Below are 15,310 nucleotides of genomic sequence, written 5' to 3'. Positions count from 1 at the left end.
TCAGGCGGCCGGTCCCACCTCGGCCGCGACCCGCTCGGCGAGTTCGCGCAGGCTGAACGGCTTGGACAGGTACCCGCTGGCGCCGGCCGACTCCGCCAGTGCGAGGTCCTCGGGCTGACTGCGGGCGGTCACGACGAGCACGGGGGTACGGGCGACGGCGTCGTCCGGGTCGGACCGGACGGCCTCGAGCACCTCGATGCCGTTGCGGCCCGGCATCATCCAGTCCAGCAGGACCAGTGCAGGGAGCAACGATCGGGTGGCGTCGAGGCCCTGGTCGCCGTCGGGCCGCGTGTGCACGTCGTAACCCAGACCCGAGAGCTTGAAGAAGACGAGCTCACGGATGTCGGGGTCGTCGTCGACGACGAGGATCCGGGGAGGCGTCACGCCGCACCTGCGGCCGCGGCCGCCTCGACCCGTGCCGGCAGGGTCACGGTGAAGCAGGTGCGCACACCGGGCTCGGACTCGGCCGTCACGGTCCCGCCCGCCATCTCGACGACCTTGCGGACCAGCGACAGGCCGAGACCCGTGCCGCTGACGGCGAGGCGTTCGGAGGCGGCGGCGCGGAAGAACGGGTCGAAGACGCGGGGCAGGTCGGCCGCGGTGATGCCGACGCCGTCGTCGGTGACGCTGATCGCGACCGTGTCGTCGGTGCCCGCGACGTCGACCTCGACGTGCCCACCCGCGCCGGTGAACTTGACCGCGTTGGTCAGCAGCGCGTGCAGCACCCGCCCGAGCAGGCTCGCGTCCATCTCGACGAGCGCGCCGGCAGCACCGGAGGTGACGACCGCGATGTCCCGGGCGTCCGCATCGGCCCGCACGCCCTCGACCGCCGCGGCCAGGGTGGAGTCGACCTCCACCGGGCAGCCGTCGACCCGCAGGACACCGCGTTCGATGGACGACATCACCAGCAGGTCACCGACCAGGTCGCGCAGCCGGCCGGCGTTGCGGGCGATGGTGGCGAGCGCACGTCGCTGGACGGGGGCGAGGTCCCCGAGGTCGCCCTCGGTGAACAGCTCGACGTACCCGAGCACGCTGGCGAGCGGGGTCCGCAGTTCATGGGAGACGGTCGCGAGGAAGTCGCTGCGCTGACGCTGCAGTTCGCGCAGTTCCGCGCCCGCTCGGCGCTCGCTGGCCAGGGCGTCGGCGACGGCGCGTTCGGCCTCGCGCCGGGCGGTGACGTCGTGCAACTGGGCGACGTACCGCCGCGACTCCTCCGGTTCGACGCCCGGCACGACCAGGGGCGACAACCCGACGACGACGCTGCGGCGGGTGCCGTCGGCGCGGATCAGGGCCAGCTCGCGGCGACCACCCGGGCTCGCGGACGCGGCGTCGAACACGTCACGGACCACGCCGTCGCCGACGTCGCCGAGCAGCGGGGCCGCGCCGCCGACCAACGCCGAGGCGGAGTGCCCGACGAGGCTCGCGAGCGCGGTGTTGGCCTCGACCACGCGCCACCAGCCGCCCACGTGGTGTTCGACCAGGGCCATCGCGGAGGGGGCGTCGTCGAACGCGGCGCTGTACATCTGCTCGCGCAGGGCGATCGCCGCCTGCGCGCGCCGCTCCTCGGTGAGGTCGCGGACGATGCAGGCGAAGCCGATGTGCTCGTCCTGGCGGTCCCGCAGGGCGCGCAGGGACAGCTGGCACCGGACGCGGCGGCTGTCGTCGTCGACGAGCCACACCTCCTCGCGGTGGGTCCCGCTCGTGAGGGTCTCGCGGAGCAGGGCGTGGACCAGGCCGCGCTCGGCGGTGTCGGCGGGGAAGACGACGGAGAAGTGCCGGCCGACGACGCTCGCGGACGGGTGCCCGAGCAGCCGTTCGGCGGCGGCGCTCCACACCGTGACGACGCCGTGGACGTCGAGGGCGAACATCGCGTACTCGCGGGCACCTTCGCCGACGAGGTCGAGACGTTGTTCGGCGGCCGTCAGCGCGTCACCGAGGTCGTGCTCACCGGTGACGTCGCGCAGCAGCCAGAACACGCGGGGCTCGCCGTCGACCGGGGTCGCGGGCTGCATCGTGATCTCGATCCAGCCGGGGGCTCCGGGGTCGACGGCCTGCAGCGGGTTGCGGACCCGCAACTGGGTGGTGGAACCACCGAGGGCCGCCTCGACGGCCGGCAGGCACCGCTCGGCGAGTTCGTGGCCGGCGATCTCGGCGACGCTGCGGCCGAGGAGGTCTTCGGGCGCCATGCCGGTGCGCCGGATCCAGTGACCCGCGGCGTCGACCAGTCGACCGTTCGCGTCGAGCATGCCGACGGTCACGCCCGGCATGCTGCGCAACGCCAGCTCGAGGCCGTCGACGGCGAGCGACACGGCGGGACACCTCCTGCACGGCGACTCGGACCCGGGGGTCGGTCCGGTGCGGACCGGGGGGATCCGCGCGGCCAGCATGCCCGTCCGGGGACTGCTTCACACCGATGTCATCCAGGTCGTTCCCCGCACATCCCCTGCCAGGGAGCACGGAGGGGACGAACGGGACGACCCGGGCCCGACCAGGAGGTCGGACCCGGGTCGCGGGTCGGTTCGGGGCGTCAGCCGCGCTGCGACTCCACCGGCGCCTCGTGCGCACCGTGGGCGAACCGGCCGTCGGCCTCGACGGCCGAGACCAGGTCCTCGACCCGGACAGCGTGGGCGTCGTCGACGATCTCGTGCCGCCCACCCTCGGGACCGACCAGCTGGTCGTGCCCGTTCGCAGCCACGGAGGTGGCCCGGTCGCGCTCCTCCGCGGTCGCGGTGGTGGCGGGGGCCGTCGTGCCGGTGCCGGCCGCGGCCGCGGTGGCGTCGTCGACGCCCTCACGGGCCGGGGTCTGCTCCGGCGCCGACGCCTGGCCGACGGTGGTCCGCAGCGGGACCTCCTTGAGCAGCAGGCTCAGGAAGAACGCCACCGCGAGGACGGCCGCGCCGACGAGGAACACCAGGTCCATCGAGTTGCTGAAGCCGATCTTGAACGGGTCGGTCAGGACCTTCGGGAAGGAGTTGAGCAGCGAGGTGTCGTTGAACGCCGCGCCGCTCTGGACCAGGTCCAGCACCTTCTGGCCGTCGGCCGTGCCCGCCACCGACTGGAACGCCGGGTCGGCCTTCGCCGCGTCGTACGCGGAGCCGGTCCTGGTCGGCAGGACTGAGTACAGGATCGAGAGGAACACGGCGACTCCGAGCGTGCCGCCCATCTGGCGGAAGAACGTGGTCGACGACGTCGCCACACCGATGTCCTGCGGGCCGACCGCGTTCTGCATGGCCAGGACGATGGTCTGCATGTTCATGCCGAGCCCGAGGCCGACGACGGCCATCGCGAGGTCGGCGTAGACCAGCGAGCTGTCGGCGCCGAGCTGCCAGAGCAGCAGCATGCCGGTGACCAGCAGGACGCAGCCGATGATCGGGAAGATCTTGTACCGGCCCGTGCGCGAGGTGATCTGACCGGCGATGACCGAGGCGGCCATGATGCCGAGCACCAGCGGCAGGGTGAGCAGACCCGCCTTGGTCGGCGAGGCCCCCTTCACGATCTGCAGGTAGAGCGGGATGAGGGTGATGGCACCGAACATGCCGACACCGACGACGAACGACTGCGAGGCGCCGACCGCGAACGGGCCGATCTTGAACAGCCGCAGCGGCAGCAGCGCGCTGTCACCGGCCCGCTTCTCGAACAGCAGGAAGGCCACGAGGCCGATCACGCCGATGGCGTAGCAGACGAAGGCGTCGACCGAGCCCCACCCCCAGGTGCGGCCCTGCTCGGCGACGATGAGCAACGGCACCAGCGCGACGGCGAGGGAGACGGCGCCGGCGTAGTCGATGCGGACGCCCTCACGGCGGGTGTGCGGGAGGTTGAGGTTGCGGTAGACGACCCAGAGCGCCGCAGCGGCGATCGGGACGTTGATGAGGAAGATCCAGCGCCACCCGGAGAAGCCGAGGATGCTGCTCTGGCCGGCGAGCGCGCCGCCGACGACCGGGCCGAGCACGCTCGAGGTGCCGAACACGGCGAGGAAGTAGCCCTGGTACTTCGCCCGCTCGCGCGCCGGGATGATGTCGCCGACGATCGCGAGGGCGAGGGTGAACAGACCGCCCGCGCCGATGCCCTGGAAGGCGCGGAACGCCGCCAGCATGTACATCGAGGTGGCGAACGCACACGCGGCCGACCCGATGATGAAGATCGTGATCGCGGCCATGAAGAACGGCTTGCGCCCGTAGATGTCGGACAACTTGCCGTAGAGCGGCGTCGCGATCGTCGAGGTGATGAGGAACGCGGTGGTGACCCAGGCCTGCGCCGAGAGGTCGTGCAGGTCGTCACCGATGGTGCGGATGGCGGTGGAGACGACCGTCTGGTCGAGCGCGGCGAGGAACATGCCGAGCAGGAGCCCGACCAGGATGCGCATGATCTGCTGGTGGGTGAAGCCCGCGGCGTTCTTCTGCTGGGACTTGTCGAGCTGGACCGTCGCAGGTGGCTCGGTGGCGGTGGACATGGTTACTGCTCCTTCTGCGCGGCGGGTGCCGCGGGTGGCGGTGCGATGTGGTTCGAGATGTCGGTGGTGAAGCGCTCGAGCAGGTCCGCGAGCGTCGCGCAGTCCTCGGGTGACCACGCGTCCAACGTGCCGGCCAGCTCCCGGGTGCGGGCCTCGCGGAACCGGTCGACGGCCACGCGGCCGTCCTCGGTGGCGACGAGCAGGCTCGCCCGGCCGTCACCCGGATCGGCCTGCCGCTCGAGCAGGCCGTCCTTGACCATGGCGGCGACCTGGCGGCTCACGGTGGAGGCGTCGGCGCCCACGGCCTCGGCGAGCTCGGTCACGCGCTTGGGGCCGGTCATGACGATCTTGGCCAGCACCACCCGGGTGGTCCAGTCGGCGCCACCGGCGCCGGCGTGCGCGAGCATCTGGGCTCGCGCCCGCTGCAGGGTGTGCACGGTCTGACCGAGCTGGTCGGCGAGCCGGCCGACGGCCGCCAGCTTGTCGGGGGTGGTGCCCGGCGTCTCGCCCGTGGGCGGGTCGACGTCGAGGACGGAGGCGCTCACGGGCGCCTCATCAGGTTGGTTGCTGAAAGCAACTGCTTGCATGACACATGCAACAGAATGCCCGCTGCACGCATCCTGTTCCAGTCGGGACGGTCGGATCCGGTCCGCGTCACGTTCGGATCAGGTCAGGGCTCCGGGGTGGCGTCGAAAGACCCCGGAACGCGACAGAGGCCGCCACCCGTGTGCAGACGGGTGACGGCCTCGGCCGTGGAGCAACGACGAACCGGGGGAACGTCGCAACGACCGGTTCGGGGGATCCAGTCGTTCGTGTGGAGGTGTGGTGGTGCGGGCCCTGCGAACCGGCAAGCCCCGAAGGGCTCGTGGGATTCGGGGGACTCAGACCGCGGTGAGGTTGGTGTTGCCCTCGAGCAGCGAGCGGACCTCGGACTCGCGGTAGCGACGGTGGCCACCGAGGGTGCGGATCGAGGTCAGCTTGCCGGCCTTGGCCCACCGCGTGACGGTCTTCGGGTCGACGCGGAACAGCGTCGCGACCTCGGACGGGGTGAGCAGCGGCTCGGAGTCCTGGCGCTGACGGGGAGTGGTCATGGTGGGAGCCCTTTGCTGGGGAGACCTCGGTCCGGGCCGAGGCGGTGGAGAACGAAACCCTTGAAGTGGCAGCTTCCCGAGTTCCGTGCACCGAGGTCCTGTCCCGGCGCTGTCAACCACTATGCACGCCGAGTCCGAATTCTCCTACGTGAACTAGATGCCAAGTTCACATCGGACTGGTGGCAACTTGTGACACCTCTGACGTGCCGACGCGCTCGAGGCCGACGTTTCGGGCCCTCGAGGCCCATAGAAAGGGCTTTCGGACGACGCCGGTGGCAGCTTGTTACGGGCTCGCCTGACATCACTCGAACACAGAGAGGTCATGTGTCCCACCACTTCCCTCCGGCTGGTTGTCGCTGACTTCCCCCACTTCCCGAGACGCCGGGGGCCCTCCGGCCCCCGCGGACCGACCGGTCCCGGCACGCTCGGGCGGCCGTGGTGTGACGCCCCAGAGGGAACGTGCGACGCCGGACGCGGGGGAGGTAGGCTGAGCGCACGTCGAAATCTCCGACAACACCGACGCCCCGCCCGACGAGCCCTCCGCACCGGAGACCGGTAGTCCCGGAACCGCGTGCCGAGGGCTCGACCGTGCCAGGGATTCGGTCATGATCACGTGAGCGAGGGGGTCGAGCCATGGGACGTGGCCGGGCCAAGGCGAAGCAGCAGAAGGTCGCGCGGGAGTTGAAGTACAACACCCCCAGCACGGACCTGAGCGCGCTGCAGCACGAACTGGGTGGACACACCGAGAACCCGCAGCCGAGCTCCAAGTGGGACGACGACGCGGACGACGACTACGAGGACGACGGTCGCTGGGCTCCGGCCCGCTGACCCTCCCCGTGCCGGGGTCCCGGGGGCTCTCGCCCGCCGGACTCTCGAGCTGGCTCCCCCACCGGAGCCCGTGCGATCAGCGCGCGTACTCCCCGAGCATCCGGGTCTGACCGGACCCGGGAACCACCGCTCCGAGCCGCCATGCGGCGACGCCGCGTCCGCGCAGCAGGTCCAGGGTGTCGCCCGCCCGTGCGGCGGACACGACGGCGATCATGCCGACCCCCAGGTTGAGGGCGATCTCCAGGTCGTCGCGCGCCACGGGGCCCGCCTCGGCCACGAGCCGGAACACGCCGCCGGGCGTCCAGGTCGAACGGTCGACCTCGGCGTCGACGCCCGCCGGCAGCACCCGCGCGAGGTTGGCCGCGAGCCCACCGCCGGTGACGTGGCAGAAGGCGTGGACGCCGTCCGCGCCGAACGCCTCGATCAGGGCCAGGCAGTCCTTGGTGTAGATCCGGGTCGGGGTCAGCAACTCGTCGCCGAGGGTGCGGCCGTCGAGCTGGGGCGGGGTCGTGTCGAGCATCCCGTCGCTGAAGAGCGCGCGGCGCACCAGCGAGTAGCCGTTGGCGTGCAGCCCGGACGACGCCATCGCGATCAGCACGTCACCCTCGGCCACCCGGTCGGACCCGAGCACGGCGTCGGCCTCGACCACGCCGACCCCTGAACCCGACAGGTCGTACTCGTCGGGCTCCATCAGCCCCGGGTGCTCGGCCGTCTCGCCGCCGATGAGGGTGCAGCCGGCCTGGACGCACCCCTCGGCGATCCCGCCCACGATGGTCGCGACCTTCTCCGGGACGACCCGGCCGACCGCGACGTAGTCGGTCATGAACAGCGGCTCGGCGCCGCAGACCACGATGTCGTCGACGACCATGGCGACCAGGTCGATGCCGATGGTGTCGTGGCGGTCCATCGCGCGGGCGATGGCGATCTTGGTGCCGACGCCGTCGGTGGCCGCGGCCAGCACCGGCTGCCGGTACTTCGCGACGTCGAGGCTGAACAGTCCCGCGAACCCACCGATCCCGCCGAGCAGTTCCGGCCGTCGGGTCCGCGCGACCGCGCCCTTCATCAGCTCGACGGCTCGTTCACCGGCCGCGACGTCGACGCCGGACCCGGCGTAGCTCAGACCGGGGGTCTCGCTCACGTGTGGGTGAGGGGTTCGAGCTCGGCGTCCGGCCCGGGGTCCATCGACCCGTTCGCCCGCTCGTCGGCGAGGGCGTCGCCCGCGACCTTGCGGTCGAGCCCCTCCAGCACGTGCCCGCCGGTGGCGAGGCTCTCGAGCGGGATCGGGTAGTGGCCGTCGAAGCACGCGAGGCACAGGCGGTTGCGGGGCTGGTCGCTCGCGGCCACGAGGCCCTCGACCGACACGTAGCCGAGGCTGTCGGCGCCGATCGAGGCGCGGATCTCCTCGACCTCCAGGCCGCTCGCGATGAGCTCGGCGCGGGACGCGAAGTCGATCCCGTAGAAGCACGGCCACTTCACCGGCGGGCTGGAGATGCGCACGTGCACCTCGACCGCGCCGGCCTCGCGCAGCATCCGGACCAGGGCGCGCTGGGTGTTGCCACGCACGATCGAGTCGTCGACCACGACGAGGCGCTTGCCGCGGATGATGTCGCGCAGCGGGTTCAGCTTGAGGCGGATGCCGAGCTGCCGGATGGTCTGGCTGGGCTGGATGAACGTGCGGCCGACGTAGGAGTTCTTCACCAGGCCGGTGCCGTAGGGGATGCCGGACTCCTCGGCGTAGCCGATCGCGCCGGGCGTCCCCGACTCCGGCACCGGGATGACCAGGTCGGCCTCGACCGGCGCCTCCCGCGCGAGCCGCCGCCCGACCTCGACCCGGGCCGAGTGGACGTTGCGGCCGGCGATGGTGGTGTCGGGACGCGCCAGGTACACGTACTCGAACAGGCAGCCCTTGGGCTCGGCGGTGGCGAAGTGCTGACTGCGCAGGCCGTCCTCGTCGACGGCGATGAGCTCGCCGGGTTCGACCTCGCGGACGAAGCTCGCCCCGACGATGTCCAGCGCCGCGGTCTCACTGGCCACGACCCACCCGCGCTCGAGACGTCCGAGCACCAGGGGGTGGACGCCCTGCGGGTCGCGGGCGGCGTAGAGCGTGTGCTCGTCCATGAACACCAGGCAGAACGCGCCGCGCAGGGTGGGCAGGACCTCCATCGCGGCCTGCTCGAGCGAGACGTCCGGCCGGTCGGCCAGCAGGCCGGTGACGATGTCGGTGTCGGAGGTCGCCCCCATGAGCCGCTCACCGCGCGTGCCGTGGGCCGCCTGCTCGCGCAGTTCTGCGGTGTTGACCAGGTTGCCGTTGTGGGCGAGCGCGAGGCCGGTGCCGGTCTGGGTGGTGCGGAACGTCGGCTGCGCGTTCTCCCAGTTGCTCGCACCGGTGGTGGAGTAGCGGGTGTGGCCGATCGCGAGGTGGCCGTGCAGCGTGGCGAGCGTGGACTCGTCGAAGACCTGGGAGACCAGGCCGAGGTCCTTGAACACCACGACGCTCGCGCTGTCGGAGACCGCGATGCCCGCCGCCTCCTGGCCGCGGTGCTGCAGCGCGTAGAGCCCGAAGTAGGTCAGCTTGGCGGCCTCGGCGGGTTCACCGCCGCGCGTCCAGACCCCGAAGACACCGCACTCGTCCTGCGGGCCCTTCTCGTTCGGGAGGAGATCGTGCGTGAGCCGTCCGTCGCCGCGCGCCACGGGTTCGAGTGTACGGACCGGGAGCCCGTCGACCCGCCATCCGCCCGGCAGTTCGGACGCATCCCACACCGCCGCCGGGTTTGAACGCGTTCGGATGCCGGGTACTTCCGGTACGAGGTGTAGACGAACGCCGCGGACGTCAGAGAGGACGCGTCGATGCGTCTGCCGTTGCCGCGCGGGCCGATCAGCAGCTGGCTCGTCGCCACCCTCGCCGACCAGGTCGGCACCCCCACCACCCCGCCGCCGCCGGTCGCAGCCGATCTCGACCCGCTCACGGACGACGACCTGCACCTCGCGCTCTGGACCTGCTACGAGCTGCACTACCGCGGGTTCGACGAGGTCGACGACGACCGTGAGTGGGACACCGACGTCCTGCAGCTGCGGGCCACCCTCGAGGCGCGCTTCCTCGCCGCGTTGCGCGAGGCCGTCGGCCCGTGCGAGGTCGAGCCGGGCGACGTCGCCGCGGAGCTGACGCGTCGGACCAGCGCCGACACCGGCCGGTCGATGTCGCGTCACATCCACCGCACCGCCGACCTCGGCCAGTTCCGGGAGTTCGTGACCCACCGGTCGGTGTACCACCTGAAGGAGGCCGACCCGCACACCTTCGCCATCCCGCGTCTGTCCGGTCGGGCCAAGGCCGCGATGGTGGAGATCCAGGCCGACGAGTACGGCGGCGGTCGGGCCGAGCGCATGCACGCCAGCCTGTTCGCCGACCTCATGCGCAGCGTCGGGCTCGACACCACCTACGGCACCTACGTCGACGACGTCCCCGGCATCACCCTGGCGACCAACAACGTCATGTCGCTGTTCGGGCTGCACCGTCGCCACCGAGGTGCCGCAGCCGGTCATCTCGCCGCGATCGAGATGACGTCGTCGGCGCCGAACCGTCGCTACGGTCAGGGTTTCCGGCGGCTGGGCGCGGACGACGCGGCCTGCGTGTTCTTCGACGAGCACGTCGAGGCCGACGCCGTGCACGAGCAGATCGCCCAGCACGACATGTGCGGTGCGCTCGCGGAGGCCGAGCCCGCCCTCGCCGGCGACATCGTGTTCGGTGCGGTCGCCGGGCTGTACCTCGACCAGCTGTTCGCCGACCACGTCCTCGACGCGTGGGCCGCGGGCCGGTCGTCGTTGCACCCTGCAACGATGGCGCGTGCGGCGTGAGCGCCGACGCCGAGCTGACCTGCCTGCAGGTGGCCGAGCTCGCCGAACGTGGCGGCACCGACGGCTCGATCACCGTCTACCCCGACGGCCCGTTGCTGGTCCGCGGCGACGTCCGCATCGAGAACCCCGACGGCACCGCCATCCGCCACGTCCGTCGGACAGTCGCCCTGTGCCGCTGCGGCAAGTCCGCCCTCAAACCGTGGTGCGACGGCACCCACAAGATCGCGCGCTTCACCGCTCCGTGACCACCCGGTCGTGAGCGAAGCTGGGGGCGTGCGCGTCGAGGTCCCCACCGCCCTGCCCGATCCCGACCCGGCCGACTGCATCTTCTGCGGCATCGTCGCGGGGCGGTTGCCGGCCGTCCGGGTCGACGAGGACGAGCTCACCGTGGCATTCCTCGACGTCAACCCCGCCACCCGCGGGCACACGCTCGTCGTGCCGCGCCGTCACGCGCGTGACCTGCTCGCGGTCGACGCAGCCGACCTCGCCGCCTGCGCGGTCGGGGCTCAGCGGGTCGCGGCGGTGCTGGTCGAGCGGCTGGGCGCGGCGGGCGTCAACGTGGTCAACGCCTGCGGTCGGGCGGCGTGGCAGAGCGTGCCGCACCTGCACCTGCACGTGGTCCCGCGCTACGCCGACGATCCGCTGCCCCTGCCCTGGCAGCCGCAGCCGGCCGACCCGGGCGACCTCGCCGCCGTGGGTGCGCTCCTGCGCTGACGCCATCGCCGGGTCAGGAGAGCAGCGGCAGGTACGGGGTGAGGTCGCCGCGGGCGCCGGTGGCCTGGACCCGGCCGTCGGCCAGCGCCTCGGCGAAGCCCACCCGGCCGGTGGCGAGACGCAACCAGGTCACGGCATCGGTCTCGACGGTGTTGGGCGGGGTGCCCCGGGTGTGCCGCGGGCCCGCCACCGCCTGCACCGCGACGAACGGCGGCACCCGGACCTCGACCGACCGGCCGGGCGCCTGCTGGGTGAGGATCGTCGCCGCCACCCGGGCCGCGGCCGCCAACGCCGGGCGGCGCAGTTCCACCGGGTCGGCGTCGGGCCGGGAGCGGGACGCGTCGTCGCAGTGGACGACGAGGTCGAGCGTGCGGGTCCGGGCGAAGTCGAGCGCGGTGATCGGGCCGCGGGGACCCGCCACGACGTCGGCGTCGGCCCGCGGTGGCACCGGGGTCGGTCGGCGCAGGCCCGCGAGGAGCTCCTCGACCGGGGTCGTCCGGCCGATCTGCTCCGACTGCGCGGTGATGTCAGCGGCGCCCACCCGGTACGCCGTGACGTGCGAGCCGACCGGGGTGGCCGGGCCGTCGGCGCGGGTGGCGAGGTGGGTGGCGAGACCGTCCTTGCTGCCGGCGCAGTGCGCGACCAGCGTGCGCACGCTCCACCCGGGCAGGACGGACGGGTCGTCCCAGGCGTCAGCCGGCAGCGCCGCCGCCCACTCGGCGAGGGCCGCGGCCTGGTCGTCGTACGCGGCGACCTCGCCGGCGAGCCGGGCGGGCGGCACGGCTCAGCCGAACAGCGCCGGCAGCGTCGCGCGGCGGGTCGTGCGCAACTGCGTGACCGGCACGCTGAACTGGTCCTGCACCTCGAGGTCGGACGACAGCACGTCGACCACGCCGATACGCGTGTGCGGCATGCGTCGCGCCGTACACATGTCGGTGAAGCGGATCTCCTCGCTGCGCGGCACGGTCACGATCGCGCGGCCGGCCGACTCGGAGAACAGCGCCACGAACGGGTCGATGCCCTCGGGCAGCACGATCCGCGCGCCCGCAGGGCCAGCCACGCAGCACTCGACCAGCGCCTGCGCGAGCCCGCCGGTCGAGAGGTCGTGGGCCGAGTCCAGCAGGCCGTCGCGCGAGGAGTTGATGAGGATGTCGGCGAGCAACTGCTCCCGCTCGAGGTCGACCGCGGGCGGGCGGCCGCCGAGGTAGTCGTGGACGACCTGCGCCCACGCCGAACCGCCGAACTCGTCGCGGGTGTCACCGAGCAGGTAGATCAACGCGCCGTCGGTGCTGAAGGCCTGACGGGTGCGGCGGGTGACGTCGTCGATGACACCGAGCACACCGAGCACCGGGGTCGGCAGGATCGCGGTGCCGCCGGTCTGGTTGTAGAAGCTGACGTTGCCGCCGGTGACCGGCGTGCGCAGCGCGGCGCAACCGTCGACCAGGCCGCGCACGGTCTCGCTGAACTGCCACATGACGCCCGGGTCCTCGGGGGACCCGAAGTTGAGGCAGTCGGTGACGGCGACCGGGCGCGCGCCGGTGGTGGCGACGTTGCGGTACGCCTCGGCGAGGGCCAACTGCGCGCCGGTGTAGGGATCCAGCCTGCAGTAGCGACCGTTGCCGTCGACAGCGATCGCGAACCCGCGGTCGGTGGTGTCGTCGAGCCGGACCATGCCGCTGTCCTCCGGCTGGGCGAGCACGGTGTTGCCGAGGACGTAGCGGTCGTACTGGTCGGTCACCCAGGACGGATCGGCCAGTTCCGGCGCGGCGATCATGCGCAGCAGCGTCGCCTTGAGCGCCTCGCCGGTGCGCGGCCGGGGCAGCGAGATGGAGTCGTCGTTGAGGGCGTCCTGGTCGGCCGGGCGGCGGATCGGCCGGTCGTACACGGGTCCGTCGACGGCCACGGTGCGCGGGGGGACGTCGACGATCGTCTCGCCCTGCCAGCTGATCCGGAGCCGTTCGTCGTCGGTGACCTCGCCGATGACGGTGGCAAGAACGTCCCAGCGCGCGCAGATCTCCATGAATCGTTCGATCTTCTCTGGCTCGACGACCGCCATCATGCGTTCCTGCGACTCCGAGCCGAGGATCTCCTCGGGCGGCATCGACGCCTCGCGCAGCGGGACCCGGTCCAGCTCGACCCGCATGCCGCCGTCGCCACCGGAGGCCAGTTCGGCCGTGGCGCAGGAGATGCCCGCCGCACCGAGGTCCTGGATGCCGGTGACCAGGTCCTCGGCGAAGATCTGCAGGCAGCACTCGATGAGGACCTTCTCGGCGAACGGGTCGCCGACCTGGACCGCCGGACGGTTGGCCGGGGTGTCGTCACCGGCGAACGTTGCACTGGCCAACACAGCGCCACCGATGCCGTCGCGGCCGGTCTTGGCGCCGAAGAGCACGACGAGGTTTCCCTTGCCGGAGGCCTTCGCCAGCTGGATGGAGTCGGCTCGCATGACGCCCACACACAGCGCGTTGACGAGCGGATTGCCCAGGTAGGAACGGTCGAACCCGATCTCGCCGCCGACGTTCGGCAGGCCCAGGCAGTTGCCGTACCCGCCGACCCCCGCGACCACCCCGGGAAGCACGCGCCCGGTGTCGCCGGCGTTGGCCGGACCGAAGCGCAGCGAGTCCATGACGGCGACGGGCCGCGCGCCCATGGTGAGGATGTCGCGGACGATGCCGCCGACACCGGTGGCCGCGCCCTGGTACGGCTCGACGAAGCTCGGGTGGTTGTGCGACTCGATCTTGAAGGTGACGGCCCAGCCGTCACCGGCATCGACGACGCCCGCGTTCTCACCCATCCCGACCAGCAGCACGCCGTCGGGATCGCCGATGGTGCCGAACTTGCGCAGGTGCACCTTCGAGCTCTTGTAGGAGCAGTGCTCGCTCCACATGATCCCGTACATCATGAGTTCCGACGCCGTGGGGCGGCGGCCGAGGATCTCCCGGATGCGGGCGTACTCGTCGTCGGCGAGACCGAGTTCGCGGTACGGCTGGGCGCGGTCGGGATCCTGTTCCGCGTACGGAACGGTGTCGACAGCAACAGTCGCGCTCACGATGCGGCCACCAGCTTCTGCAGGACGGACGTGAAGAACGGCAGGCCGTCCACACCGGGGCCGGTGAGGGCCTCGACAGCGTGCTCGGGGTGCGGCATGAGGCCGACGACGTTGCCCGCCTCGTTGGTGATGCCGGCGATGTCGCGGTAGGAGCCGTTGGGGTTGCCCTCGCGGTAGCGGGCCACCACGCGGCCGTTCGCCTCCAGCTCGTCGAGCACGTCGGGGGCGGCGACGAACGCGCCCTCGCCGTTCTTGAGCGGGATGACGATCTCTTGGCCCTCGGCGAAGTCGGAGGTCCAGGCCGTCGAGGCGTTCTCGATCTGCAGCGCCTGGTCGCGACACACGAACCGGCGGTGGTCGTTGCGGACCAGCGCCCCGGGCAGCAGGTGCGACTCGCACAGCACCTGGAACCCGTTGCAGATCCCGAGGACCGGCATGCCGTCACGGGCGGCGGCGACGATCGACTCCATCACCGGCGAGAAGCGGGCGATCGCGCCGCACCGCAGGTAGTCGCCGTAGGAGAACCCGCCGGGGAGGACGACCGCGCTGACGTCGTGCAACGCCGGTTCGCCGTGCCACAGTGCGACCGGTTCGGCGCCCGCGATGCGCACGGCCCGCTGGGCGTCCCGGTCGTCGAGGCTGCCGGGGAAGGTCACCACACCCACACGCACTGACACACGGGAAGCCTACCGACGGCGTTCCGCGTGGCACCTGCCCACGCCCACCGCGGCGGCGAGGGCGGGGTGCAACGGTCAGGTCAGGGGCAGCCGGAGGGTGTCGGTGACCTCGCGGACGTGGAAGCCGGCGTCGCCCGGGTTGCGCACCTCGACCCGGTAGGACAGCCGCAGCGTGTACCCGCTGACGCCGCGCCCGGTGAGCGCGGCGAGCGTGGCCGCGGCGGTGGGGTCCGTCGTCCCGGCGGCCTGCTGCAGCACGGCGGTGTCGCCGGCGAGCTCCAGCGTCGCCTCGTACGGGTAGTCGGCCGTGACGAGGTAGCCCGGCAGGTCGCCGACCACCGGCGCCCGGTCGGTCCAGGTCTCGGTGACCCGCCCGGCGAGCTCGCCGCCCTGCAACACGGTGTCGGCCGTGACCTCGGCGAACGCGACGGTCTGGGCCGACCCACCGGCGTGCGGGACGAGGTGGGCCGACAGGTGGACGGTCTTGGCGCTGGCCAGGGTCCAGTCGGTGACCGGGGTGGTGCTCCAGTAGTCGACGGTGAGGTCGAACTGCTCGCCCGGCACGGTCAGCCGGTGGTGGGCCGAGCCCCGGGCCAGGTCGTCGACCGGCGCGGCGGCGGGTTCGGCGGCCGGCGCGGTCGCGGCGGCC

15 protein-coding genes are annotated in these 15,310 nt (G+C 72.3%); 4 read left to right on the top strand and 11 right to left on the bottom strand.

Annotated elements, in window-relative coordinates:
- The 5 genes from ACXR2U_RS16310 to ACXR2U_RS16290 all read right to left on the bottom strand — a co-directional run bounded on the left by ACXR2U_RS16310 (window position 1) and on the right by ACXR2U_RS16290 (window position 5,541).
- Window positions 1-384: a response regulator transcription factor gene (locus ACXR2U_RS16310; RefSeq protein ID WP_458826124.1), complete on the bottom strand. Its 384-nt coding sequence runs from the start codon at window positions 382-384 to the stop codon at window positions 1-3.
- Window positions 381-2,309: an ATP-binding protein gene (locus ACXR2U_RS16305; RefSeq protein WP_458826123.1), complete on the bottom strand. Its 1,929-nt coding sequence runs from the start codon at window positions 2,307-2,309 to the stop codon at window positions 381-383. Before ACXR2U_RS16305 ends, ACXR2U_RS16310 begins: the two co-directional genes overlap by 4 nt.
- A 218-nt stretch (window positions 2,310-2,527) precedes the next feature.
- On the bottom strand, window positions 2,528-4,450 hold the full coding sequence (locus tag ACXR2U_RS16300) for an MDR family MFS transporter (RefSeq protein ID WP_458826122.1): 1,923 nt from the start codon (window positions 4,448-4,450) through the stop codon (window positions 2,528-2,530).
- 2 nt (window positions 4,451-4,452) lie between these two features.
- Window positions 4,453-4,995 carry a MarR family winged helix-turn-helix transcriptional regulator gene (locus tag ACXR2U_RS16295; RefSeq protein ID WP_458826121.1) on the bottom strand — a complete coding sequence of 181 codons (543 nt, stop codon included), beginning with the start codon at window positions 4,993-4,995 and terminating at the stop codon, window positions 4,453-4,455.
- 336 nt (window positions 4,996-5,331) lie between these two features.
- Window positions 5,332-5,541: a BldC family transcriptional regulator gene (locus tag ACXR2U_RS16290; RefSeq protein ID WP_458826120.1), complete on the bottom strand. Its 210-nt coding sequence runs from the start codon at window positions 5,539-5,541 to the stop codon at window positions 5,332-5,334.
- A gap of 633 nt (window positions 5,542-6,174) precedes the next feature.
- Between ACXR2U_RS16290 and ACXR2U_RS16285 the strand changes: the two genes are divergently transcribed.
- The gene (locus ACXR2U_RS16285) at window positions 6,175-6,369 is read left to right on the top strand and encodes a DUF3073 domain-containing protein (protein ID WP_458826119.1); all 195 of its coding nucleotides are present in this window, start codon (window positions 6,175-6,177) and stop codon (window positions 6,367-6,369) included.
- Window positions 6,370-6,445: 76 nt separating this feature from the next.
- Here ACXR2U_RS16285 and purM read toward each other — a convergent pair whose 3' ends face one another.
- Window positions 6,446-7,507: a phosphoribosylformylglycinamidine cyclo-ligase gene (gene purM, locus ACXR2U_RS16280; protein ID WP_458826118.1), complete on the bottom strand. Its 1,062-nt coding sequence runs from the start codon at window positions 7,505-7,507 to the stop codon at window positions 6,446-6,448.
- Entirely contained in the window at window positions 7,504-9,060 is a 1,557-nt protein-coding gene (purF, locus tag ACXR2U_RS16275; RefSeq protein WP_458826117.1) for an amidophosphoribosyltransferase, read from the bottom strand. The genes purM and purF overlap by 4 nt, the downstream gene beginning before the upstream one ends.
- A 156-nt stretch (window positions 9,061-9,216) precedes the next feature.
- On the opposite strand from purF, the gene ACXR2U_RS16270 reads away from it, so the two are divergent.
- From ACXR2U_RS16270 to ACXR2U_RS16260, 3 genes are read left to right on the top strand one after another with little or no spacing between them, the layout of a single operon-like run.
- Window positions 9,217-10,221, top strand: coding sequence for an iron-containing redox enzyme family protein (locus ACXR2U_RS16270; protein ID WP_458826116.1), 1,005 nt, complete (start codon window positions 9,217-9,219; stop codon window positions 10,219-10,221).
- Between the two features lie 29 nt (window positions 10,222-10,250).
- The gene (locus ACXR2U_RS16265; protein WP_458826158.1) at window positions 10,251-10,466 is read left to right on the top strand and encodes a CDGSH iron-sulfur domain-containing protein; all 216 of its coding nucleotides are present in this window, start codon (window positions 10,251-10,253) and stop codon (window positions 10,464-10,466) included.
- Window positions 10,467-10,518: 52 nt separating this feature from the next.
- The gene (locus ACXR2U_RS16260; protein ID WP_458826157.1) at window positions 10,519-10,935 is read left to right on the top strand and encodes an HIT family protein; all 417 of its coding nucleotides are present in this window, start codon (window positions 10,519-10,521) and stop codon (window positions 10,933-10,935) included.
- A 13-nt stretch (window positions 10,936-10,948) separates the two neighbouring features.
- On the opposite strand, the gene ACXR2U_RS16255 is transcribed toward ACXR2U_RS16260, so the two are convergent.
- The 4 genes from ACXR2U_RS16255 to ACXR2U_RS16240 all read right to left on the bottom strand — a co-directional run.
- The gene (locus ACXR2U_RS16255; protein WP_458826115.1) at window positions 10,949-11,716 is read right to left on the bottom strand and encodes a sterol carrier family protein; all 768 of its coding nucleotides are present in this window, start codon (window positions 11,714-11,716) and stop codon (window positions 10,949-10,951) included.
- 3 nt (window positions 11,717-11,719) lie between these two features.
- Window positions 11,720-13,984: a phosphoribosylformylglycinamidine synthase subunit PurL gene (gene purL / locus ACXR2U_RS16250; protein ID WP_458826114.1), complete on the bottom strand. Its 2,265-nt coding sequence runs from the start codon at window positions 13,982-13,984 to the stop codon at window positions 11,720-11,722.
- The gene (purQ, locus tag ACXR2U_RS16245; protein ID WP_458826113.1) at window positions 13,981-14,661 is read right to left on the bottom strand and encodes a phosphoribosylformylglycinamidine synthase subunit PurQ; all 681 of its coding nucleotides are present in this window, start codon (window positions 14,659-14,661) and stop codon (window positions 13,981-13,983) included. The genes purL and purQ overlap by 4 nt, the downstream gene beginning before the upstream one ends.
- Window positions 14,662-14,736: 75 nt before the next feature.
- A partial coding sequence (locus ACXR2U_RS16240; protein ID WP_458826112.1) for a hypothetical protein occupies window positions 14,737-15,310 on the bottom strand: 574 nt, incomplete at its 5' end.

The organism is Jatrophihabitans sp. YIM 134969, from assembly GCF_054456675.1.
The sequence above is the reverse complement of the archived record's forward strand: the minus strand, read 5'-3'. Positions and strand labels throughout refer to the sequence as shown.